The 23060-nt window shown below is 65.7% G+C and carries 22 protein-coding genes; 10 read left to right on the top strand and 12 right to left on the bottom strand.

Annotated elements, in window-relative coordinates; translation table 11 throughout:
* Positions 1-14: 14 nt before the first annotated feature.
* From lipB to ACTDXD_RS26315, 3 genes are all read right to left on the bottom strand, one after another.
* Positions 15-794 (bottom strand): lipoyl(octanoyl) transferase LipB, encoded by a 780-nt coding sequence (gene lipB, locus ACTDXD_RS26325; RefSeq protein ID WP_440125077.1) that lies wholly within the window; start codon positions 792-794, stop codon positions 15-17.
* A 125-nt stretch (positions 795-919) separates the two neighbouring features.
* Entirely contained in the window at positions 920-2998 is a 2079-nt protein-coding gene (gene sucB / locus ACTDXD_RS26320; RefSeq protein WP_440125076.1) for a 2-oxoglutarate dehydrogenase, E2 component, dihydrolipoamide succinyltransferase, read from the bottom strand.
* 309 nt (positions 2999-3307) lie between these two features.
* Positions 3308-4819 (bottom strand): leucyl aminopeptidase, encoded by a 1512-nt coding sequence (locus tag ACTDXD_RS26315; RefSeq protein ID WP_440125075.1) that lies wholly within the window; start codon positions 4817-4819, stop codon positions 3308-3310.
* A gap of 129 nt (positions 4820-4948) precedes the next feature.
* On the opposite strand from ACTDXD_RS26315, the gene gcvT reads away from it, so the two are divergent.
* Positions 4949-6049, top strand: coding sequence for a glycine cleavage system aminomethyltransferase GcvT (gcvT, locus tag ACTDXD_RS26310; protein ID WP_440125074.1), 1101 nt, complete (start codon positions 4949-4951; stop codon positions 6047-6049).
* Positions 6050-6081: 32 nt separating this feature from the next.
* Positions 6082-7188 (top strand): branched-chain amino acid aminotransferase, encoded by a 1107-nt coding sequence (locus tag ACTDXD_RS26305; RefSeq protein WP_440125073.1) that lies wholly within the window; start codon positions 6082-6084, stop codon positions 7186-7188.
* A gap of 72 nt (positions 7189-7260) precedes the next feature.
* Here the strand turns inward: ACTDXD_RS26305 and ACTDXD_RS26300 are convergent, their stop codons facing one another.
* Both ACTDXD_RS26300 and cobT read right to left on the bottom strand, forming a co-directional pair.
* Positions 7261-8022, bottom strand: a complete 762-nt coding sequence (locus tag ACTDXD_RS26300) for an adenosylcobinamide-GDP ribazoletransferase (RefSeq protein WP_440125072.1) — start codon at positions 8020-8022, stop codon at positions 7261-7263.
* Positions 8022-9092, bottom strand: a complete 1071-nt coding sequence (cobT, locus tag ACTDXD_RS26295) for a nicotinate-nucleotide--dimethylbenzimidazole phosphoribosyltransferase (RefSeq protein WP_440127811.1) — start codon at positions 9090-9092, stop codon at positions 8022-8024. The genes ACTDXD_RS26300 and cobT overlap by 1 nt, the downstream gene beginning before the upstream one ends.
* A gap of 210 nt (positions 9093-9302) precedes the next feature.
* Here cobT and ACTDXD_RS26290 point away from each other — a divergent pair, with 210 nt between their 5' ends.
* Positions 9303-9578: a hypothetical protein gene (locus tag ACTDXD_RS26290; RefSeq protein ID WP_440125071.1), complete on the top strand. Its 276-nt coding sequence runs from the start codon at positions 9303-9305 to the stop codon at positions 9576-9578.
* 17 nt (positions 9579-9595) lie between these two features.
* On the opposite strand, the gene ACTDXD_RS26285 is transcribed toward ACTDXD_RS26290, so the two are convergent.
* On the bottom strand, positions 9596-10291 hold the full coding sequence (locus ACTDXD_RS26285) for a DUF3043 domain-containing protein (RefSeq protein ID WP_440125070.1): 696 nt from the start codon (positions 10289-10291) through the stop codon (positions 9596-9598).
* A 155-nt stretch (positions 10292-10446) separates the two neighbouring features.
* Between ACTDXD_RS26285 and ACTDXD_RS26280 the strand changes: the two genes are divergently transcribed.
* Both ACTDXD_RS26280 and ACTDXD_RS26275 read left to right on the top strand, forming a co-directional pair.
* Entirely contained in the window at positions 10447-10797 is a 351-nt protein-coding gene (locus ACTDXD_RS26280; RefSeq protein WP_169686347.1) for a HesB/IscA family protein, read from the top strand.
* A 145-nt stretch (positions 10798-10942) separates the two neighbouring features.
* The gene (locus tag ACTDXD_RS26275) at positions 10943-11911 is read left to right on the top strand and encodes a carbohydrate kinase family protein (protein WP_440125069.1); all 969 of its coding nucleotides are present in this window, start codon (positions 10943-10945) and stop codon (positions 11909-11911) included.
* An 86-nt stretch (positions 11912-11997) separates the two neighbouring features.
* Here the strand turns inward: ACTDXD_RS26275 and asnB are convergent, their stop codons facing one another.
* The gene (asnB, locus tag ACTDXD_RS26270) at positions 11998-13953 is read right to left on the bottom strand and encodes an asparagine synthase (glutamine-hydrolyzing) (RefSeq protein WP_440125068.1); all 1956 of its coding nucleotides are present in this window, start codon (positions 13951-13953) and stop codon (positions 11998-12000) included.
* A gap of 310 nt (positions 13954-14263) precedes the next feature.
* On the opposite strand from asnB, the gene ctaC reads away from it, so the two are divergent.
* From ctaC to ACTDXD_RS26255, 3 genes are all read left to right on the top strand, one after another.
* Positions 14264-15319 carry an aa3-type cytochrome oxidase subunit II gene (gene ctaC, locus ACTDXD_RS26265; protein WP_440125067.1) on the top strand — a complete coding sequence of 352 codons (1056 nt, stop codon included), beginning with the start codon at positions 14264-14266 and terminating at the stop codon, positions 15317-15319.
* A gap of 30 nt (positions 15320-15349) precedes the next feature.
* The gene (locus ACTDXD_RS26260) at positions 15350-15766 is read left to right on the top strand and encodes a cytochrome c oxidase subunit 4 (protein ID WP_169686355.1); all 417 of its coding nucleotides are present in this window, start codon (positions 15350-15352) and stop codon (positions 15764-15766) included.
* Positions 15767-15978: 212 nt separating this feature from the next.
* Complete coding sequence (locus tag ACTDXD_RS26255; RefSeq protein ID WP_440125066.1) at positions 15979-16194, top strand: hypothetical protein; 216 nt, start codon at positions 15979-15981, stop codon at positions 16192-16194.
* 323 nt (positions 16195-16517) lie between these two features.
* On the opposite strand, the gene qcrB is transcribed toward ACTDXD_RS26255, so the two are convergent.
* The 4 genes from qcrB to ctaE form a co-directional block, all read right to left on the bottom strand.
* Entirely contained in the window at positions 16518-18197 is a 1680-nt protein-coding gene (gene qcrB / locus ACTDXD_RS26250; RefSeq protein ID WP_440125065.1) for a cytochrome bc1 complex cytochrome b subunit, read from the bottom strand.
* Positions 18194-19321, bottom strand: coding sequence for a cytochrome bc1 complex Rieske iron-sulfur subunit (qcrA, locus tag ACTDXD_RS26245; RefSeq protein WP_440125064.1), 1128 nt, complete (start codon positions 19319-19321; stop codon positions 18194-18196). The genes qcrB and qcrA overlap by 4 nt, the downstream gene beginning before the upstream one ends.
* Positions 19318-20154, bottom strand: coding sequence for a cytochrome bc1 complex diheme cytochrome c subunit (gene qcrC, locus ACTDXD_RS26240; protein WP_440127810.1), 837 nt, complete (start codon positions 20152-20154; stop codon positions 19318-19320). Before qcrC ends, qcrA begins: the two co-directional genes overlap by 4 nt.
* A 104-nt stretch (positions 20155-20258) precedes the next feature.
* Positions 20259-20873: an aa3-type cytochrome oxidase subunit III gene (gene ctaE, locus ACTDXD_RS26235; protein WP_169686362.1), complete on the bottom strand. Its 615-nt coding sequence runs from the start codon at positions 20871-20873 to the stop codon at positions 20259-20261.
* 138 nt (positions 20874-21011) lie between these two features.
* Here ctaE and ACTDXD_RS26230 point away from each other — a divergent pair, with 138 nt between their 5' ends.
* Positions 21012-21458, top strand: coding sequence for a hypothetical protein (locus tag ACTDXD_RS26230; RefSeq protein ID WP_440125063.1), 447 nt, complete (start codon positions 21012-21014; stop codon positions 21456-21458).
* Positions 21459-21625: 167 nt separating this feature from the next.
* The gene (gene trpD, locus ACTDXD_RS26225) at positions 21626-22702 is read left to right on the top strand and encodes an anthranilate phosphoribosyltransferase (RefSeq protein ID WP_440125062.1); all 1077 of its coding nucleotides are present in this window, start codon (positions 21626-21628) and stop codon (positions 22700-22702) included.
* A gap of 78 nt (positions 22703-22780) precedes the next feature.
* On the opposite strand, the gene ACTDXD_RS26220 is transcribed toward trpD, so the two are convergent.
* Positions 22781-23056 carry an Lrp/AsnC family transcriptional regulator gene (locus ACTDXD_RS26220; protein WP_440125061.1) on the bottom strand — a complete coding sequence of 92 codons (276 nt, stop codon included), beginning with the start codon at positions 23054-23056 and terminating at the stop codon, positions 22781-22783.
* Positions 23057-23060 lie beyond the last annotated feature (4 nt).

Here is a 23060-nt window from a genome sequence, read left to right as displayed (position 1 = left end):
CGGGTGTGGGCATGTCAGAACCGGTGAGTAGTGAACTCCGGTGTCGTCCGATTCGGTGCAGTAGCCGATACGGCCTGCTCGAAAGTGACCCGCTGGATAGTGCACTCGGTGACCGGAAGCTGGCCGTCGAGCGCGGCGACGACAGCGTCGGTCACTGCCGGAACGACCTCGTGGACTGTCACATCGCGGCCCAGCTCGCAGGTGAGAGAGGTAACTCCGGCGTCGCGGATGCCGCACGGGACGATCGAGTCGAAGGCGTCGAGCGCCGAATCGCAATTGAGGGCGAACCCGTGCATCGCGACACCGCGTTGCACCCGGATGCCGATAGCCGCGACCTTTCGTTCGGCGAGCCACCGCCCGTCGCGCAGTTCGGCGGGCAGCCACACACCGGAACGCCCCTCGACGCGTCCACACACCAGGCCCATGTCGGTGCACACCGTGATCAGTGCCTGCTCGATCCGCCGGACATAGCCGACAACGTCGATCGGCTCGGCGAGCCGGACGATCGGGTAACCGACCAGCTGACCGGGTCCGTGCCAGGTGATCTTCCCGCCGCGGTCGACGTCGATGACCGGAGTGCCGTCGGAGGGACGGTCGGAATCCTCGGTCCGCCTCCCCGCGGTGTACACGGGTGGGTGCTCGAGGAGTAGCAACGTGTCCGAACCGATGCCGTCTGCACGGTCGGCAGCGAGCTCGCGCTGACGCTCCCATGCTTCGAGGTAGCCGATCGATCCCAGCCGAGCAACAACGACCGGGGTGGACTCGAGTCGTGCCGAAGATGTGGCCTTGCTCATAGGTGCCGACACTACGCCTCGACACAGCGAACGACGCGGGGGTGCCGCCGAAAGACGACACCCCCGCGCCCGGTCACGCCGGTCCTGTAGCTACCGCTGCACTACCGGTTCACAGTGCTACCGGTTCACAGTCCGAGATCGGCCTCGAACGCGCCCTCCTCGAGACGGTGCTTGATCGTCTTGAGGAAACGTCCCGCATCGGCGCCGTCGACCAGCCGGTGGTCGTACGTGAGCGGCAGATAGCACATCGACCGTACACCGATCGACTCGTTGCCGGTCTCGTCCTCGACGACAACCGGACGCTTGACGATCGCACCCGTACCGAGCATGGCCGCCTGCGGCGGAACCAGGATGGGCGTGTCGAACAAGGCGCCCTGGCTACCGATATTCGTGATCGTGAACGTGCCACCGGAGAGTTCGTCGGGCTTGAGCCCACCGTTGCGCGAACGATCGGCGATATCCGCGATCGCGCGGGCGAGAGCACCCATCGACATGTCGCCTGCGTTGTGGATCACCGGGGAGAGCAGGCCCTGCTCGGTGTCCACTGCGATACCGAGGTGCTCGGCCGCGTGGTAAGTGATCTGCTTGTTCGCCTCGTCGTACGACGCGTTGATGTTCGGGTGCAGCCGCAGCGCTTCGACAACGGCCTTCGCGAAGAACGGCAGGTATGTCAGATTGACGCCCTCGCGCTCAGCGAACGCCTTCTTCGCCTGGGCGCGCAGCTGCGCGATCCGGGTGACGTCGACCTCGAAGGTCTGCGTGAGCTGTGCGGTGGACTGCAGTGACTCGCGGGTCTTCGTCGCAGTGATCTGGCGGATGCGATTGGCCTTCTGCGTGGTTCCACGCAGCTTCGCGAGCTCGGGACGCACACCCGGAGCAACTCCGGAGGATGCTGCGGCCGCGGGCTTTGCCGCAGGAGCGGGCGCCTTCTCGGACTCGGCGGCTGCGAGCACATCCTGCTTACGGATTCGTCCGCCGACGCCGGTGCCCTTCACCTTCGCCAGGTCGACATTGTGCTGTGAGGCGAGCTTGCGCACGAGAGGAGTGACGTACGGCGTTGACTCACCCGACGGCGCAGCAGTCTGCTCGGCCTTCGGTGCCTCGGCGGGAGGAGCAGCCTTCGGTGCAGGCGTCGCCGCCGGTGCGGGTGCTGCTTCCTCGGAGGGCGTGGCAGCAGGCTTCTCGGCTGCGGGCTTCTCGGCTGCGGGGGCCGGGGCGGCCGGTGCTGCTGCGGTCTGCTGCGCGGGGGCCTCGGAGCCGATGACAGCGAGTTGGCCGCCGACCTCGACGGTGTCGTCTTCCTGCGCGGAGATCTCGGTGAGGATTCCGGCGACGGGGGACGGGATCTCGGTGTCGACCTTGTCGGTGGAGACCTCGAGGAGGGGTTCGTCGACGGCGACTTCGTCGCCGATGGCCTTGAGCCAGCGGGTGACGGTGCCTTCGGTGACGGATTCGCCGAGTGCGGGCATGGTGACGGGGGTGCCCGAGCCGTTGCTGCTCGACGGGGCGGGGGCCTCGGCGGCGGGAGCGGCCTCTTCGGCGGGCGCGGCCTCGGCGGGCTTCTCGGCTGCGGGGGCCGGGGCGGCCGGTGCTGCTGCGGTCTCCTGCGCGGGGGCCTCGGAGCCGATGACAGCGAGTTGGCCGCCGACCTCGACGGTGTCGTCTTCCTGCGCGGAGATCTCGGTGAGGATTCCGGCGACGGGGGACGGGATCTCGGTGTCGACCTTGTCGGTGGAGACCTCGAGGAGGGGTTCGTCGACGGCGACTTCGTCGCCGATGGCCTTGAGCCAGCGGGTGACGGTGCCTTCGGTGACGGATTCGCCGAGTGCGGGCATGGTGACGGGGGTGCCCGAGCCGTTGCTGCTCGACGGGGCGGGGGCCTCGGCGGCGGGAGCGGCCTCTTCGGCGGGCGCGGCCTCGGCAGGTTCCTCGGCAGCGGGAGCTGGAGCGCTGCCCCCGGACTCACCGGCTTCGCCGATCTGTGCGAGCTCGCCGCCGATCTCGACCGTGTCGTCTTCCTGAGCGACGATCTTGATCAGCACGCCGGCAGCGGGGGACGGGATCTCGGTGTCGACCTTGTCCGTGGAGACTTCGAGCAGCGGCTCATCGACTTCGACCGTGTCTCCTTCCTGCTTGAGCCATCGCGTGACAGTTCCCTCGGTGACGCTCTCACCAAGCGCTGGCATCTGGACGGAGAAGGCCATGTCTGTTGACTCCTCGACGGTTGTGTTCGGGTGTGTTGAGTTGTACCGACTCGTGGGGGTCGACCATTGTGTGGTCGCGCTCCATTGTGCTCGAGGCCGGGGACTCGTGCGGTTGCTTCAGGTGTTCTCGTGGGCCGATACCGGAGGAGGCATGCCCGGAACCATCCTTGCACTCGCCGCTGTCTCATGTTCGACGAGGGGCGGAACTGCTCACAGCGCTTTCGCGATGTGTGCGGCCCCACGCGGCCGTCCCTCCCCGTTCGGAGGGCACGGCCGCGTCGAACTCACGACGGTGATGGGCGGCGGTCGTCATCCTTGTTCTGCGACGTCCTCGATCACCGCGAGCATCGTGCGTACCGGCACACCGGTACCACCCTTGCCGACGTAGCCGAACGGGCCGCCGGTGTTGAACGCGGGGCCGGCCACATCGATGTGCACCCACTGGACGCCTTCGGAGACGAACTCCTTCAGGAACAGCCCTGCGGTGAGCATGCCGCCCCAGCGATTCGGGCTCACGTTGGCGAGGTCGGCGACTCGCGACTCGAGATCCGAGCGCATGTACTGCGGCAGCGGCATCGCCCAGCCGTTCTCACCGACCTCCTGTGACAGCGCAGCGACCCGGTCGCGGAACTCCTCGGTGCCCATGACTCCGGGAGTGCGTGTGCCGAGCGCCACCATCTGCGCCCCGGTCAGTGTCGCGGTGTCGATCAGGTAGTCGGGTTCGTCTTCGCACGCGCGCACGATGGCGTCGGCGAGAATCAGACGCCCCTCGGCATCGGTGTTGATCACCTCGACGGTGGTGCCGCCGTACTGGGTCAGGACATCCCCGGGGCGCTGCGCGGTCGAGGACGGCATGTTCTCGGCCATCGGCACTGTGGCGGTAACGTCGGCGGCAACCCCCAGCTTCGCGGCGAGTACCACGGTCGCGACGACGGCTGCGGCGCCTGCCATGTCCGAAGTCATCGCTTCCATGCCGGCGGCCGGCTTGATCGAGATGCCGCCTGTGTCGAACGTGACGCCTTTGCCGACGAGCGCGATCTTCGGAGCCGCGCGCTTCTTGGAGGAGTACGAGAGGCGGACGAGCCTCGGGGGCCGCGACGACCCCTTGCCGACTCCCACGATGCCGCCGAAGCCCTTCTTCTCGAGAGCCTTCTCGTCGAGCACCTCGACCTTCAGTCCCGCTGCCTCGCCCAGAGCCTTCGCGCGCTCGGCGAACGACGCCGGATACAGGTGGCTGGGCGGAGTGTTGACGAACTCGCGAGCTGTCGCGACGGCTTCCGCGATCGCTGTGGACCGCGCCAGCGCTGCCTTGGCGGCACGGTCACGGGTGGAGGTGACGAGCAGCTCGATTCGGGTGGGCGGCTTCTTGTCGGCGCCCGGCGCCGACTTCTCGGAGCGGAACTCGGTGTAGGTGTACGCGCCGAGAGCAAAGCCCTCTGCGGCGGCACCGAGGTCGACGGCCGACAGAGTGGTGGCCACCGTGGTCACACCGGCCAGTGCACGGGATGCGGCACCCGCCGCGCGGCGCACCTGCTCGGCGTCGATGCCGTCGGCGGCGCCGAGCCCGACAGCCACGACACTCGCCACAGCGAGCCCGGCGGGCGCAGGTACGCGGGTGATCTCCTCGGCGCGGCCGGTGGCTCCGACGGCCTGCACTGCGTCGAGAATGCTCCCGAGCACGTCTTCGTCGATCACGCCGTCACCGAGAAGGACCTCGGGGTTTCCGTCGGACGAGGTGAGTCCGACGACGAGTACGTCGGCTCGCTTCGATACCGAGCCGGCGAGAACGAGTTCGGGCAACTCCGGGGTCGGTGCACTCACAGGGCAACTCCTAGGCAGACGGGGATGACAGACACGGTGGTCCCGAACGATGCTAGTGATCGCGTAGGAATGCCGCCGGTGTGGCCGGACGGAACCCGTCGTGCAGCAGGTCGACTAGCCTCATGTGACATGAGCGACCAGGAATTGCAGCGGGGACCCATCCACGCCGTTCACGTCGAACTCGGCGCGACGTTCGCGCCGTTCGGCGGTTGGGAAATGCCTGTCTCCTACGCGGGCACAGTGGCCGAGCACACCGCGGTCCGCGAGAGCGTAGGCCTGTTCGACGTCAGCCATCTCGGCAAGGTGTCGATCGAGGGGGCCGGAGCCGCAGAGTTCGTGAACTCGGCTCTGACCAACGACCTGACGAAGATCGGGCCGGGCAAGGCGCAGTACACCTTGTGCTGCACCGAATCCGGCGGTGTCGTCGACGATCTCATCGTCTACTACGTCTCGGACGAGGAGCTCTTCCTCGTGCCGAACGCCGCGAATACCGCAGCGGTCGTCGCGGAGCTCGCCGCGAAAGCACCGGACGGAATCACCGTCACCGATCAGCATCGCGACTACGCGGTCCTGGCGGTACAGGGACCGCAGTCCGCCGATATCCTGACCGAACTCGGACTGCCCACGGACATCTCATACATGGGGTTCCTCGATGCGGAGTGGAACGGCACAGCCGTGCGCGTGTGCCGCAGCGGGTACACCGGTGAGCGCGGATTCGAGGTCCTGCCGGTGTGGGATGGCGCCGAGGCCTTGTTCCGTGCGCTGGAAACCGCGGTGAAGGCCGCTGGAGGGCAGGTCGCCGGCCTCGGTGCCCGCGACACCCTGCGAACCGAGATGGGGTACCCCCTGCACGGCCACGAACTGTCGCTTGCGATCTCGCCGGTGCAGGCCCGCACCGGCTGGGCCGTCGGCTGGAAGAAGCCGGAATTCTGGGGTCGCGAAGCGTTGCTCGAAGAGAAGGAGGCGGGTCCGAAACGCCGCCTGTGGGGTATCAAGGCACTCGATCGCGGAGTGCTCCGGCAAGGCCAGACGGTCCTGAAGGACGGTGTGGCAGTGGGTGAGACCACCTCGGGAACGTTCTCGCCGACCCTCAAGATCGGAATCGCACTTGCCTTGCTCGACACGGGCACCGAGTTGGCGGCAGGCGACGAGGTGAGCGTCGACGTGCGTGGTCGTGCGCTCCGTGCCGAGGTGGTCTCGCCGCCGTTCGTCGAGGACCACACCAAGTAGGCGTCGGAGGCGATTGGTTAACATTGTCCTTCATGACAGGTGTCCTCGAATTCGCGCGCGTCCCGCATCCCTCACCGACTTCCGCGGAGCGGCGCCAGGAGATCCTGGCCGATCCCGGTTTCGGCCGGTACTTCACCGACCACATGGTCTCGATCACCTATACCGAGGGCACCGGCTGGCACGACGCGAAGGTGGAGCCCTACGGGGCCATTTCGCTGGATCCCGCCGCCATGGTGCTGCACTATGGCCAGTCGATTTTCGAGGGGCTCAAGGCGTACCGGCAGAGTGACGGCAGCATCGCATCGTTCCGCCTCGATGCCAACGCTGCCCGGTTCAATCGGTCGGCCGACCGCATCGCGATGCCACACCTGCCCGAGGAACTGTTCGCCCGGTCGATCACCGAACTGCTCGACGTCGATCATGAATGGGTCCCCGAGGCCGGAGGTGAAGCGTCGCTGTACCTTCGCCCATATATGTTCGCGACCGAGCCGGCACTCGGGGTTCGTCCGGCAGCCGAGTACAAGTACCTGCTCATCGCGTCGCCCGCAGGCGCGTACTTCCCGCGCGGTGTCAAACCGGTGAGCGTGTGGCTCTCGCGTGAGTACGTTCGCGCAGCACCGGGCGGTACAGGAGCCGCCAAGTTCGGGGGAAATTACGCGGCCTCGCTGGTCGCGCAGGCGCATGCCGCAGAGCAGGGTTGCGATCAGGTCGTCTGGCTCGACGCCATCGAACGGAAGTACGTCGAAGAGATGGGCGGCATGAACCTGTACTTCGTGTACGGGTCGGGCCCGGACGCGCGCCTGGTCACCCCGGAGTTGTCGGGGTCGCTACTTCCGGGTATCACCCGCGATTCGTTGCTCACGCTTGCGATCGATTCGGGCCTGTCGGTCGAGGAACAGCGCATCAGTACCGAGGAATGGCGCGAGAAGGCGGCCTCCGGCGAAATCACCGAGGTGTTCGCGTGCGGTACGGCTGCCGTGATCACACCGGTCGGCAGCGTCAAGGACCGCGACGGTGAGTTCAGCATCTCCGGTGGAGAGCCCGGACCGATCACGATGGCGTTGCGCGACACGCTGACCGGAATCCAGCGCGGCACGTTTGCCGATACACACGGCTGGATGACCACCCTGCGCGCATGAGTCAGACACATGAGTCAGACATGGGAAGGGGCGTGCCCGCCGAAGACGGGCACGCCCCTTCCCATGACGAAATCAGACGGTGCATGCGGCGACGACCGCGAGCAGAGCCACGCATCCTTCGGTCGTCGCACCGAGAACATCCCCGTTCAGGCCGCCGAATCGGGTAGCGCAGTGCTTCACGAACCACCACGCGAGCGCCAGCGCCACGCCTACTGTCACCGGGCCGAGCCACAGTGACCCCGGCATGCACACGACCGAAGCGGCCATCGCGATGAGGCTCCACGCTCCGATCGCCACCGGCCCCTGGGTATCGGCGACGAGCGCACCGAATCGGCTGCCCTCGGCGGCATGGAGTCCTCGTCTACACGCGGGCACGACCGCCACGCGGCCGAACGCGACGGCGAACCCGATCGCTGCCCACGAGTCTGCCTCGGCGAGGATGCCGATCGCCACGGCTTGCAGGGCGAGCACGACGATCAACGCAGTCACACCGAACGGTCCTGCGCCGCCGGACTTCATCACCTCCCGGGCGCGTTCGGGAGAGCCGTAACAACCCAGGCCGTCCGCGGTGTCGGCAAGGCCGTCGATGTGCATGCCCCGGGTCGCGACGGCCAGGAATCCGATACAGACGAATCCGACTATCCCCTCGCTCGCCCCAGCAGTGGAGGCCACCCACGCCACCGCCGTTGTCGCAGCGCCGAGGAACACCCCTGCGACCGGCGCCGCACCGATCGCTCGACCCGCAACTGCCCGATCGACTTCGTGCGGACCCTTTACGGGTGCGACTGTCAGCCACGACAGTGCCAGGGCGACACCGCCGAGTACACGGCGCATCAGCTGTCTGCAGGTTCGGCGGGGGAGGCGACGGCGTCACGGGTTGTCACGCCTGCTTCGGCGAAGGTCGCCATGTTCGCGAGGACGGAGACAGCACCCCGCAGGATGGGCAGCGCGGTGACGGCGCCGGATCCTTCGCCGAGTCTCATGTCGAACTCGACGATGGGCTCGAGTCGGAGATGACGGAGCGCGACGCTGTGCGAAGGTTCCGACGATCGATGTCCCGCAACCCACCAGCGGCGCGCACCGGGTGCGAGTTCTTCTGCGACCATCGCTGCCGCGGTGACGACCACGCCGTCGAGGACAACGGGCGTGCGGCGTACCGCCGCCTGTGCGAGGTACCCGGCCATGGCCGCGAGATCAGCACCGCCTGCGGTACGGAGCAGCGCGATCGGATTCTTCACGAAGGGCCGTGCCCGCCGCATCGCGTCTCGGATGGCGGAGACCTTGCGCATCCACCCGGCATCGTCGATTCCGGTTCCACGTCCCACCGCTGCGACCGGTTCGGTGGAGGTCAGTGTGGCGATCAAGACGGTCGCCGGAGTGGTGTTGCCGATACCCATGTCGCCGGCGATCAAGAGATCCGCGCCTTCGTCCACTTCACGATCGGCGATCGCGCGACCCGCAGCGATCGCGCGCATCGTCTCTTCGTGGGTCATTGCATCCTCGCGGTCGATGCAGCCGCTCGACCTCCGGATCTTGTAGGCGGAAACCTCGGGGGACGTGTCGCAATCCACCGCGATATCCACCACCCGGACGTGTGCGCCGGCATTGGCGGCCAGCACGTTCACCGCGGCGCCGCCTGCGAAGAGATTTGCGACCATCTGTGCAGTCACCTCGGGCGGATACGCCGAGACCCCGGTACGTGCGACTCCGTGGTCACCGGCGAAGACCACCACTCGTGGCTGCCGGAACTGATGGGGCGGGACCTCGCCCTGGCACGAGGACACCCAGCAGCCGAATTCCTCGAGCCGGCCGAGTGATCCGGCCGGTTTGGTGAGATCACGGTGCCGTGCCTCTGCCTGCAGGTAGGTTTCGCGGTCGGGGGCGACGATCGCGGGAAAGTCGATGTCGACGGAATCGGCCGTCTCGTCCGGCCCCGTCGTCTTGTCCGGTCCCGTCGTCTTGTCCGGCACTGGTGTGGAACCGCTGCTCACAGGTCACCTCTCACGTGGGTCTTCACCGGCTAGACGCTATCAACTGTGGAAATGGCAGAAAAACGACGCAAAATGTCGTTTCTGCCACTGTCGATGCGCGGTGCGGGTGCGAAGGATCGAACCATGGTGGAATTGGTCCTGATAGCGGTCGTGATGACGGTACTTTCAGGCGGCCTCGAAATCGCCCGGCGCGTGCACATTGCAGCTCCGCGCTGGATAACCCGAGCGTCGCTGCGCTACAACTACTTCCGTCCTGCTGATGCGACACGGCCGCGGTCTCGTGCGTCGGGTGACGGTGACGCCGATCTCGCGGCCGAAGTCCTGCCTGCCGTGCTGCAGTCGCGCGTCGCGCCGCACCGCTGCCATGCCCGTGATCACCGGCAGTCCTGTGACCATTGACAGAGCCGGGGGTCCGGTCAGATCGCGTCGCCGGGCTTGACCCGGGGGAGTGGCGCCCGCAACTTCCGGATCTGCGATGCGCGCACGAACGCGTACCAACCCAGGCCGAATCCACCGTCGGTGGAATCCGGGAATCGCGCTCGGGACTTCTTGTTGACCATCCGGCCGAGGTAGATGCCTTCGATGACCATCAGCAGCATCATCACGAACATTGCGAGGGTGACGTACTGCTGGATGACCGGACCCAGGAACATGGTCATGATGAGCACCAGTGCGAGGGGCATGAACAGACCGACGAGATTGCGCCGGCTGTCGACGATGTCGCGGACGTAGGCGCGTACCGGACCGCGGTCACGCGGTAGAAGGAACTTCTCCTCACCGGCCAGCATTCGATTCCGACGCTCGGATGCGTCGGCACGCCGCTGCGCGGACTCCGCTTTACGCTCGCCCTTCGATTTGGACTTCCGCGCTGCCTTGCGTCGCGCGCGTGCCTCCTTGGCCGTAAGGGGTGCCGGAGCCACCGGACCGCGACGCTTGCCTTCGGCATCGCGTCGTTTGGGAGTCGGGCGCCCCTTGCCTTCGGTGACCTTCGATGACCCTTCGGTCACCTTCGGGGACGCTGCCTGCGGCGCGTCCGCTTCGGCGGGCGTCGCGGGTACGGACACCTCAGGCTTGTCGGAGTCGTCGGAACCACCACGGCGTAGCAACTTCACCCTTCCAGGCTATATGGCTACTCGCGAGAACCGGAACGCCGCCCATCGGAGCACGGTCGAGACGCACCGAATGTGAGCAACTCCTGCATGAGGAATAGATTCCCGCGCGGTACCGTTGACACATCCGGGTTGAATTCGAACGACAGGGAGCGCCCATGACTGTCCAGCAAGAGACCGCCGCTCACGGCGTCATCATGACCGAGGCTGCCTCCGCGAAGGCGAAGGCTCTTCTCGACCAGGAGGGTCGCGACGATCTCGCGCTGCGCATCGCTGTGCAGCCGGGTGGTTGCGCCGGCCTTCGTTACCAGTTGTTCTTCGACGATCGGTCTCTCGACGGCGACCTCACCGTCGACTTCGGCGGCGTTGCTCTGGCCGTCGACCGGATGAGCGCCCCCTATGTCGAGGGTGCGTCCATCGACTTCGTCGACACGATCGAGAAGCAGGGCTTCACGATCGACAATCCGCAAGCCACCGGATCCTGCGCCTGCGGCGATTCGTTCAACTGAGCTCGACCGTCAGGACCCCGGCACGCGACCGTGCCGGGGTCCTGACGTATCCGCCGGGTACCGTGGGAACGCTGCGGCCGCTGCTCGATGGGCCGTATCGAATCTCCACTCCCAGATTTTCGACAACGCGGAAAGGCTCTTCCACGTGACCATTGCCGTCACCGGCTCCATCGCCACCGACCACCTCATGCGGTTCCCCGGACGATTCGCGGAGCAGCTGCTCGCGGATCAACTCGCGCACATCTCGCTGAGTTTTCTCGTCGACGACCTTGTCGTTCGTCGCGGTGGTGTGGGAGGCAACATCGCTTTCGCCATGGGCGTCCTCGGCGGAGCGCCGGTGCTGGTGGGCGCCGTCGGTGCCGATTTCGCCGAGTATCGGGGCTGGCTCGAGCAGCACGGGGTCAACTGTGATGCGGTCCACACGTCGGCGACGGCACACACGGCCCGATTCGTGTGCACCACAGACGAGGACATGGCGCAGATCGCCTCGTTCTACCCGGGTGCCATGTCCGAAGCGCGTGAGATCTCCCTCGCTGATGTCGTCGAGAAGCACGGCGTCGATCTCGTGCTGATCGGCGCGAACGACCCGGACGCGATGATCCGCCACACCGAGGAGTGCCGCCGGCTCGGCGTTCCGTTCGTCGCCGACCCGTCGCAGCAGCTCGCGCGGCTCGATGGCAAGCAGGCAGAGGCGCTCATCGACGGCGCCGAGTACCTGTTCACGAACGAATACGAGTGGGGTCTGCTCAAGCAGAAGACCGGGCTGACGGACGACGAGATCCGCGCCAAGGTCGGAATGCGCGTCACCACTCTCGGCGGCGATGGGGCTCGTATCGTCGACGCCGACGGGAACTGGGTCGAGGTCGGTGTGGTGCCTGAGCGTGCCAAGGTCGACCCCACCGGTGTCGGTGACGCATTCCGTGCAGGCTTCCTCCTCGGCCACCGTGCCGGGCTCGGTGTCGAGCGTGCGGCACAGCTCGGGTCGCTTGTCGCCGTGCACGTTCTCGAAACCACCGGTACCCAGGAATGGGTCTTCGACCGGGCCGACGCGCTGAAGCGCCTCGCCGATGCGTACGGCTCCACGGCGGCCGACGAGATCGCCGCGATCCTCTGAGGGAGTGCTCACCGTATGAACCGATGAACACGATGGCGTCCCTCCACGCGGAGGGACGCCATCGGCGTCGGGGACGTCCGTGAGGCCTAGAGTTCGACCGGATAGGTCGGTTCCTGGATCTGCGGCACGATCCGCTTCTCCACGAAGATTCCGTGCCAGATCATGAAGACCAGCAGCGTCCACAACCGCCGACTGTGATCGATGGGGCCTTCGCGATGCGCGTGCAGCATCTTGGTGATCGCGGCCTTGTCCAGGATGTGCTCGGTCTGGGATTCGGTGATCACCTCGTGAGCCCAGTCGAACAGCTCCGTGCCTGCGAGCCAGTGGCGCATCGGAACCGGGAAGCCGAGCTTGGCCCGATGAAGCACGTGCGGCGGGACGATGCCTTCGAGAGCTTGTCGTAGCGCGTACTTCGTCGTGTGCTCTGAAATCCCGCGTCGCTTCGCTCGCCCCGTTGTGATCTTCTGATCGAGCGGCACCTGAGACGCGACCCGGAACACCTCGGAGTCGAGGAACGGAACCCGCAATTCCAGCGAGTTCGCCATCGTCATCTTGTCGGCCTTGACGAGGATGTCGCCGCGCAGCCAGGTGAACAGATCCAGGTGCTGCATCCGCGCGACCGGGTCCCACCCGGCAGACTGGGCGTAGATCGGAGCAGTCACGTCCTGGTGCGTCCACTCCGGACGGAACTCACGCAGAACCGAGCGCAGCTGCGCGTCGTTGAAGCTGCGTGCATTGCCGTAGTACCGCTCCTCGAGGGTCATCGAACCCCGGTTGAGCAGGCTCTTGCCGCGAGTCCCCTCGGGGATACGGTCGGACAGTTTCCCCGCGGCGCGACGCAGCGGCGATGGCAGATACTCGAACGGCTTCAGAGACAGCGGCTCGCGGTAGATGGTGTAGCCGCCGAACAGCTCGTCGGCGCCCTCGCCCGAGAGCACCACCTTCACGTGCTTGCGGGCTTCCCGCGCGATGAACCACAAGGGCACCAGGGCGGGGTCCGCGACGGGGTCGTCCAGGTACCAGACGATCTCGGGGATCGCCGCGGCGAACTCGGCGGGAGAGACGACACGAACGATGTGCCGGGCCCCGATGGCCTCCGCGGATTCCGCCGCGACGTCCACCTCGGAGTATCCCTCGCGCTCGAAACCCGCGGTGAACGTGATCAGGTTCGGGTTGTGTCGCTTGGCCAGGGCTGCGATGGCCGTCGAGTCGATTCCGCCGGAGAGGAACGAGCCGACCGTCACGTCAGCGCGCATGTGCTTGGCGACCGAGTCTTCGAGGACTTCGGCTATCTCGCGATAGCGGTCCTTCTCGCGTCCGACCGCGAACGGGCGTACCGGGAAGGTCGGGGAGAAGTAGCGGGTCGTCTGCGGCTCGGAACCCGGTCGCACGCGGGCGTACGAGCCGGATTCGAGACGCGTGATGCGGCGGTGCAGGGTCTCGGGTTCCGGCACGTACTGCAACACCGTGTAGTGCTCGATCGCGCGCTCGTCGAGTTCGGTGTCGATACCGATGATGTCGGCGAGTTCGAGCAGGCTCTTCTTCTCACTGCCGAACGCGGTGCCTGCCGGGCCCGTTGCAAGGAAGAGAGGTTTGATGCCGAACGGGTCGCGTGCGAGGAAAAGTTCGCGGGTCTCGGTATCCCAGATCGCGAACCCGAACATGCCCCGCAGGCGGCGTACCGCGTCGGCGCCCCAATAGTGGTATGCCGCGACGATCGTTTCGCTGTCACCCTCGGTTGCGAACTTCGCACCGTGCTCCTCGGACAGTTCCTTGCGCAGCTCGAGGTAGTTGTAGATCTCGCCGTTGAAAGTCAGCGCGTACCGATCGGGCTGCTCCGGGGGGCCCCACCGCAGTGGCTGGTGTGAATGGGCGATGTCGATGATCGACAGCCGATTGAAGCCGAGGACGAGGTCGGCGTCGTGCCAGGTGCCGTGTTCGTCCGGTCCGCGGTGACGCAGGCAGTGCAGTGCGTCGCCTACGCGCGAGACGGCGTCATCGCTGGTGCCGTCGTTGGTCAGAAACCCGAGCAATCCGCACACGGAGTTCGGTACCTCGATTCCAATCGGGATGGGGTCGATCCCATGACGTTCACTTCACGCATGGACGCGGGAACTCTGAATCGGGATCCGACGTTGGTCACTGTGGAGTATGCCGCAGATCGCCGGTCGGGTTCATCATCGGGATCGCGCAAAACACGTCGTCACCCGCGACTGCATCCGGCCTGCCCATCCGACGCGACACGATCTTCGTGCCCCGAGGATGGATTGCGGTCGCCTTTGGTCTACGCTGCGTAGTAATTGGGTCTGCCCTTCGGGTGTGCCCTAACGGAATTGCGGCGATCAGGAAGGCGTGAACGTGGCGCAAGGTCGGATCCTTCGGCGGTTCGGGCTCGCAGCATCACTCGGCATTGCAGCCTTGGTGTTGACGGGGTGCTCGAGCGAAGAAGTTCTTCGTTTCGGCTGGCCGGAGGGTGTTACTCCCCAGGCCGAGCGTATGCGCGAGTTGTGGACGTGGTCGGTTCTCGCCGCCCTCGTCATGGGCATTCTCATGTGGGCCCTGATGTTCTGGACGATCTTCTTCCATCGGAAGAAGAAGAACTCGCCGGAGTTCCCGCGGCAGACGGCCTACAACGTCCCGCTCGAACTGCTCTACACCGCAGCGCCCTTCGTGGCGGTCTGTGTCCTCTTCTACTTCACGGTCGTGGTCCAGAACTACGTGCTGGAGAAGGAAGAGAATCCCAATGTCGTTGTTGACGTCACCGGGTTCCAGTGGAACTGGAAGTTCGGTTACCGCACTGTCGACATGGGTGGCTCCGTCTACGACGGTACGGATTACGAAGCCGAAGAAGCCACGGCATCCGAGCCGTTCGATCCGGCCGAGGCCGGCCACGACGCGGAACCGGGTCCCATCCACGGCGCTGGCGTCACGGATCTGTCGTACCTGAACTACGACAAGATCGAGACTGTCGGCACCACCGAGGAAATCCCTGTTCTGGTGCTCCCGACCGGCAACCGGATCGAGTTCAACCTCGCCTCCTCCGATGTCATCCATGCGTTCTGGGTTCCCGAGTTCCTGTTCAAGCGCGATGTGAACCCCAATCCGCTGAACAACAACTCCGACCCGGTGTTCCAGATCTCCGAGATCGAACGAGAGGGTGCATTCGTCGGTCGCTGCGCCGAGATGTGTGGTACCTACCACGCGATGATGAACTTCGAGGTGCGCGCGGTGTCCCCGGAGAAGTTCGCGGACTACATCGAGTTGCGTAAGCCGGTCGAGGATGGTGGCGAAGGTCTGACCAACGCCCAGGCGCTCGAAGCAATCGGAGAGTCGCCTGTCGCGATCACGACCCACCCGTTCAAGACCGACCGCACGGACCGCTCGGCGAGCGTCGCTGCGGGCGAGTGACACCTCTCATCGACAAGGACAAGTGCTGAAATGAATCTCGAAGCCAAGATCTTCGAACTCGTCACGGTGTTCTTCGTGCTCGTCGCCATCGTGTACGGCACCTTCACTGGGTTGTCGGACAAGGGCATCGAGTGGGCAGGTCTCACCGCGCTCGTGCTGTCCGCAGGGCTGACGCTCATCATCGGAACCTACTTCCGATTCGTCGCTCGTCGTCTCGACACGCGTCCCGAGGACTTCGAGGATGCGGAGATCAGCGACGGTGCAGGCGACCTGGGCTTCTTCAGCGCCGGTAGCTACTGGCCGATCCTGTTGGCCGCTGCCGCTGCGTTCGCTGCGATCTCCCTGGCGTTCTTCCAGGGCTGGCTGATCGTGGTCGCGGTCGTGCTGGTCATCGGAGCGTCCGCAGGCCTGGTGTTCGAGTACCACCTGGGCCCCGAGAAGCACTGATCTCTTCCTGAGCCGACAACGGCGGGCGCCGCACCCACGACGGGTGCGGCGCCCGCCGTCGTTCGTGTTCGCCCACGACGCCGTAAGTGCGGGACGAATCCTCGTCCGATTCGTCCTGCGTTCGCCGACAACGGCAAAGGGCACCGGAAGCGCGCGACGAGTGTCGACGGGCAACGAGGGTCTGGCGCATATCGACTCGCTGCCGTCCGCGTATGAGCGACGGGACAGGGCGCGCGGTCAGCTCCCGCGGCCCGAGAGAGCTGCGGGATGTCCTCGAACAGTTGGACGACGGCCTACACGCGCAACTGAGCTGGGTCGCCGGTACTTGCACAGCCGCGATCCGGCCGGCCACCGACGACCCGGGCATCTTCCGAGGCGAGCAGGCCCTCTCGTGCCACCCCGGGGTCGGGTCGGCTGCTCTCTTGTGATCGCGGAGGGGGCAGCACATGTCCCAGTCTGTCTGTTCGGAATCGCTCGAACCAGGAGAACCTCGAACCAGGAGAACACTGATCGCAGACACGCGCTCGTGGGAAGCGCCAGGGGCGCGACCCCGAGCGGTCGCGTTATCGGGCAATGCGGGTCAGAACGCGTCCTCCACCCGCCGTCGAAAGCAAGTCTCCCACTTGGCGCGGTCGACTGAAGTCACTGTAGCGGCGCACGCGGAATCGATGTGGCAGGTCCGGCAGACAAGCCAGAGGGCCCCGAACCGATCCGGTTCGGGGCCCTCTGGGGGGGTAGAGCAGGTGAAGTGTCAGTGCACGTCGCCGTCGCCGTCCTTGTCGGACAGCGCCTTGGATCCACTGCCATCGGCCTCGCTGTGGATACGGTCCTGGTATTCCTTCAGGATAGTACGCAGCTCTGCCTCGCTCTCGTGATGAGCCGCTTCGAGTGCAGCCGACTCGTCGGCCGGATCTGCGCTCCACCAGCTGCCAGCACCGGGCTTACCGGCACTTCCGAGGCGGTTCATCCGCTTGGGCACCGTAGCGCCCTGGTATTCGAGCGGAATCGGGTGGCCATGGTCGTCCACCGGGCCGAGCGGCTGGTGGATCTCGATGTACTCACCGTGCGGGAGGCGACGGACGATACCCGTCTCGATGCCGTGCTCGAGCACCTGACGGTCGCTGCGCTGCAGACCCAGGCAGAACCGGTAGGCGATGTAGTACGCGAGCGGAGGCAGGATCACCAGCCCGATCCGGCCCATCCACGTGGTGGCGTTGATGGAGATATCGAACTTGTACGCGATGATGTCGTTGATGCACATGATCGTGGCGACGGTGTAGAAGGCGAGAGCCATCGCACCGAGGCCGGTGCGCACCGGCACGTCACGCGGACGCTGCAGCAGGTTGTGGTGCGCGTCGTCCTTCGAGAACTTCTTCTCGATCCACGGGTAGACGATGAGGATCGTGAAGACGAGACCCATGAGCAGTGCGATCCAGAACGGCTGGGGGATCGTGTACCGGTCGAACAGGTACAGCTCCCATGCCGGCCAGATACGAGCGAGACCGTCCGTCCACATCATGTAGAAGTCGGGCTGGGAACCAGCGGAGACCTGAGACGGGTTGTACGGGCCGATATTCCAGACGGGGTTGATCTGCAGCAGGCCGGACATCAGCGCCAGCACCGCGAAGGTCATCGCGAAGAACGCGCCGGACTTGACCGCGAACACGGGGAGGATGCGCACACCCACCACGTTCTGTTCGGTTCGGCCGGGGCCGGGGAACTGCGTGTGCTTCTGGTACCAGACCAACGCAAGGTGTGCGGCGATCAGCGCCAGGATGATGCCCGGGATGAGGAGCACGTGCAGCACGTAGAAGCGCGGGATGATCAGCTCGCCGGGGAAGTCTCCGCCGAAGATCATCCAGTGCAGCCAGGTGCCGACGATCGGAACCGACAGCGTGATGCCGGAGAATGCGGCGCGAAGACCGGTACCGGAGAGCAGGTCGTCGGGCAGCGAGTATCCGAAGAAGCCCTCGAACATCGCAAGGATCAGCAGGAGCGAGCCGATGACCCAGTTCGCCTCACGCGGGCGGCGGAACGCGCCGGTGAAGAAGATGCGAAGCAGGTGGACGATGATCGACGCCGCGAACATCAGCGCTGCCCAGTGGTGGATCTGCCGGACGAACAGTCCGCCGCGGACCTCGAACGAGAGATTCAGTGTCGTCTCGTATGCGCGGGACATGCCGACACCGCGGAGCGGTGTGTAGACACCGTCGTAGGTGACGTGGGCCAGTGACGGGTCGAAGAACAGCGTCAGGAAAACACCTGAGATCAACAGGATGATGAAGCTGTACAGAGCGACTTCGCCGAGCAGGAACGACCAGTGGGTGGGAAACACCTTGTTGATCTGGCGGCGGATGCCGGCAGAAAGATGATACCGCGAGTCGAGGTTCTCGCCTGCTTTTGCAGCGTGTGATTGAGTTGCAGTACTCACGGGCGACGCTCCCAAAATGCCGGGCCGAGAGCTTCGATGAAGTCGCCGTTGGCGACGAGGAAGCCCTCTTCATTCACTGTAATAGGAAGCTGCGGAAGAGCGCGAGCAGCGGGACCGAAGATCGGCTTGCCGTACTCGAGTGCATCGAACTGCGACTGGTGGCACGGGCACAGAATCCGGTTGGTCTGCTGCTCGTACAGCGAGGTCGGGCATCCGAGGTGGGTGCAGATCTTCGAGAAGGCGAAGTAGTCGCCGTAGTTGAAGCTCTCCTGGCCCTTGCGCTTGATTGCACGCTCCGCGTCATCCGTCCGCAGACGGATGAGCATCACGGCGTTGCGGATCCCGCGAAGACCGTCGAGCAGCGCGTGGTCATCGCCGCGGTCGGCCTCACGGAACGGGAAGACCGTCTCCATGCCGCCCGCATCGAGGTCCTCGGGCCGCACCAGGACGATGTCCTGCGGCCGGCCGGTGTCGCGGCGCAGGTAGATTGTTTCGCCCTGGTAGCGGGGAGTCCAGCCGGACACCCAGAGCGACGAGTCGTCGCCCTCGGCCCACGGATTCTTGATCAGTCCGCCGAGCGGCATGATCAGCCCGACTCCCAGCGCGCCGCCACCGAAGATCGCGGTCCGCTTGACGAGCTTCCGGCGGGTGAACGTCGACGTCTCGAGCGAATCGGTCAGCTCGGCGACGATCGTCTTGCGATCGACCTCGGCGGACGGGCCGTCGTGACGATCCTGGATCGACACCTCTTCGGGGATGAACTTCTTGGTGAACTGGACCGCGCCGACACCGACTCCGAGGATCGACAGACCGAGGGTCAGGCCGAGCAGCGGGGTGTAGAGGTTGTACCAGCCGTACTGCGGGTCGTCGATGCTCTGGTATTCCCACGGCCAGAACAGGTAGACGCCGATGAAGGCAAGACCGGCGATGCCTGCGAGGATGAACCATGCGGCCACGTTGCGCTCTGCGCGCTTCTCGGCGCGGGTGCCCTCGACGGGCCACCGGTCCTTGCGAAACACGACATCGACACCGTCGAGGTTCGTGCCGAGTTCGACGAGATCGTCGCGGCTCATCTGATCGAGATTCTCGATCGAATGCTTGTTCGGCGTGTCGCCGCTACTCATGACCTTGCTCCGATCCACAGTGCGGCACCGACGACCGCGACGATGCCAACGGCGAACATCGTGGGACCTTCAGCGCCTGGCCCGAAGCCTCCGAGGCCGTATCCGCCCGGATTCTGAGTCTCGCTGGCGGACTTGATGTACGCGATGATGTCTTGCTTCTCCTCGACCGTCAGCTGGCGATCGGAGAACTTCGGCATGTTCTGCGGCCCGGTGAGCATCGCAGTATAGATCTGCTGCTCGTTGGCAGGATCGAGGTTGGGGGCGAACTTGCCGGACGAGAGGGCTCCACCGCGACCGGTGAAGTTGTGGCACGAAGCGCAGTTCTGGCGGAACAGTTCGCTACCGCGTCCGATGTCGTTGCCGCGCAGGGAGGACTGGGCGATTTCCCCGTTCTCGTCGCGGATCACCGTCGGGCCACCACCGTTGGCCTGGATGTAGGCACCGAGAGCATCGATCTGGCCGGCATCGAACTTCGGGTCCTTGCGCTTTGCCTGGGCCTCGTTGCGAGCGGCAGGCATACGGCCGGACGACACCTGGAAGTAGACCGCTGCCTCGCCAACGCCGATCAGCGTGGGGCCGCGATCCTCGATGCCCTGCAGGTTGACACCGTGGCAGGTCACGCAGGAGGTCTCGTATAGCTGCTGGCCCTCGCGGATCAATGCGCTCTGGTCGTCCTGAGCAGTGGCCACCTGTGGGTCGGGTGTCAGCGCAGAAGCAAGGAAGCCTGCGCTGAGGAGGCCGAGTGCGAGTACCAGGGCGCCGGTGACGCGGCGCCTGAGCTTGCGCTGACGGCGGGACGTGGCAGCCGAAGCTGCCGAGGATCGACCGGGCATGTCGTCACCCTCGGGTGCGAGAGGTGGGGATGAACTCATCTGTATCCCTTATATGTAAGTCGGGACTGACTGGACGTCAGGGGGCTGCCTAAGCGTTCAGCTGGCTAACGGATGAAATAGATCGTGGCAAACAGCGCGATCCACACGATGTCGACGAAGTGCCAGTAGTAGGACACGACGATGGCTGCGGTGGCCTGCGCGGGGGTGAACTTGCTGACCTTGGTGCGGAACAGCAGGAACACGAATGCGATGAGTCCACCGATCACGTGCAGGCCGTGGAAGCCGGTGGTCATGTAGAACACCGAGCCGTACACGCTGCCAGCAATGGTGGTGCCGTGCTGGACCAGGGTGATGTATTCGTAGCCCTGGCCGAGTACGAAGAACGTGCCCATGCCGAGAGTGATGATGTACCACCGGCGGAGGCCGAATACGTCGCCGCGCTCTGCTGCGAACACACCGAGCTGGCAGGTGAAGGACGATGCGATCAGCACCGCCGTGATCGGCACTGCCAGCCACAGGTTCAAATGGGTGGGCGGCGGAGGCCACATGCCCTCCGGAGCCTGTGCCCGCGCCACGAAATACATGGCGAAGAGCCCTGCGAAAAACATGAGCTCACTGGACAACCACACGATGGTGCCGACGCTGACCAGGTTGGGCCGGTTCAACGAGTGCACGCGCTGTGTGATTGCAGATCCTGAAGTCCCTACTGCGCTCGTCACGCTGGCTAGTATGACCCGTCGTAGTACGTGTTGGGCAATCGGGGCCGAAATCGGCGCGTCTTTGCTGCTCTCGGGGGGAGAAATGCCGAGATCCGGGCCCGGATGGGTTGCAGGGGTGACGGATGTGAAGGTGGCGGCATGAGTGAACAACCGGGTGTGCTGGGAAGAATTCGACGACTCCTTGCGCGCCGTGTCCCCGAGCGTCTCGATATCACCCGACCGGATCTCGCGGTCGTCGTCGAGTCGTTCGACGACTCGGAGGCCTGCTCCACCGCACTGAATCGTGGCGCGCAGGACGCGCCGCGTTGGGCCGAATCCGACGACGCAGTGCTGCGGCATCATCTGGAACTGCCCGCGACGGCCGTCGAGGAGGCACTCGCACTGGCCGGCCAGGACGGCTACGTCGCCGCTGCGCCGCCCTCCGCGGTACCTTTCGAGGACGGAGTGACCCGAGTCTCCCTGATCCTGCAGCGGGTTCAGCTCCTCGACGCGATGCATTGCGCTCAAGAGAAGTCGCGGATGGCCTCGCTGGCGCAACGGCTCGGTGGCGATGCCCGCGGATGGGACGCTCTTCAGCCCGAATGACGCAGCCTTCGATCGCGTCAGCCCGAATGACGCAGCCTTCGATCGCGCGGGAAGCGCCGCGGTAGGAATCCCGGTTGTTCACGGCCGGGAGGACGTCAATAAGCTCTCCGAGCGGAGGGCACAACAGTGCTCCGGTAGCGAGTCGGATGTGGTGAAGGGTGGGTGCGATGAACGCGAGGCAGGCGGCGGACGAGGTGGTTGCCAGCTGGCCCGCAGTACTCGGATCTCTGACCGCAGGTCGTGATCTGACGCGACCCGAGGCCGTCTGGGCCATGGACGAGATCTTCTCCGACAACGCGACCCCCGCACAGATCGCGGCGTTCGGTGTCGCACTCAAGATGAAGGGCGAGACGTCCGACGAATTACGGGCGCTCGCCGACACGATGCTCGGTTACGCCAACCTGGTGCCGGTGGACGACGACACGGTTGACATCGTGGGAACGGGCGGCGACCGCGCCAACACAGTGAACATCTCGACGATGTCAGCGCTCGTGGTGGCAGGAGCGGGCGTCCGGGTGGTCAAGCACGGCAACCGCGCCGCCTCGTCCAAGAGCGGTGGCGCCGACGTACTCGAGGCACTCGGGGTCCATATCGATCTGGGTCCGGAACAGGTTGCGCGCTCGCTCGACGAAGCGGGCATCGGATTCTGCTTCGCGCCGGTGTACCACCCGGCGCTGCGGTTCGCGGCTGCACCACGCAAGCAGATCGGCATCCCGACTGTGTTCAACGTACTGGGCCCGCTCACCAACCCTGCGCGTCCCCGCGCTGGTCTGATCGGCTGCGCCTTCGAGTCGCTGGCTCCGACCATCGCGGGCGTGCTTGCACAGCGGGGCAATTCGGCGCTGGTCGTTCGCGGCGACGACGGTCTCGACGAGTTGACGACGTCGACGACGTCGACCGTGCACATTGTGCGCGACGGTGCCGTCGAGACCCAGACGCTCGATCCGACGCGGCTCGGGATCTCGCGGGTCCCGCTCGAAGCGCTCCGGGGCGGCGACGCCGCCGAGAATGCGGTGATCGCTCGGGCCTGCCTTGCCGGTGAGACCGGACCCGTGCGCGATGCGGTGCTTCTCAACGCCGCGGGCGCGATCGCTGCGTTCAGGGGCCTGGACGGTGGACTCGAGGATGCGCTCGCAGCAGGATTCGAGGTGGCTGCGACCTCGATCGACAGCGGTGCGGCTGCGCAGGTGCTCGAGAAATGGGCTGCCGTGACCACTCGGCTCGGGGTCGAGGGGGAGCGCTGACCGCGGCGACCTCGGTATGACGGTGGTGCCCGCGTGCTGACCGCGGGCACCGCTCGATCCGTCGCTGCTCGCGGACGGTCAGTTCCCGATGGAGAAGCCGGCCTCGATGTCGGCGCTCGAATAGGACTGGAACGCGATGTGTGTGACCGTCCTGCTCACGCCATCGACCTTGTTGATGCCCCGCGTGACCACCTCGGCGATCTGCTCGTGGTCGCGGACACGCACGATCGCTACGAGATCGACGTCCCCGGCGCACGAGTACACCGTGTCGACTCCGGCGAGGTCGGCTACCGCCCGAGCGGTCTCCGGTATGCGGTGGGCGTCGGCGTCGATCAGAACGATGGCGTTGATCATGGGG

Source organism: Rhodococcus sp. SJ-3 (assembly GCF_051918125.1).
Classification (GTDB): Bacteria; Actinomycetota; Actinomycetes; order Mycobacteriales; family Mycobacteriaceae; genus Rhodococcus.
This window is presented reverse-complemented; position numbering and strand designations above follow the sequence as displayed.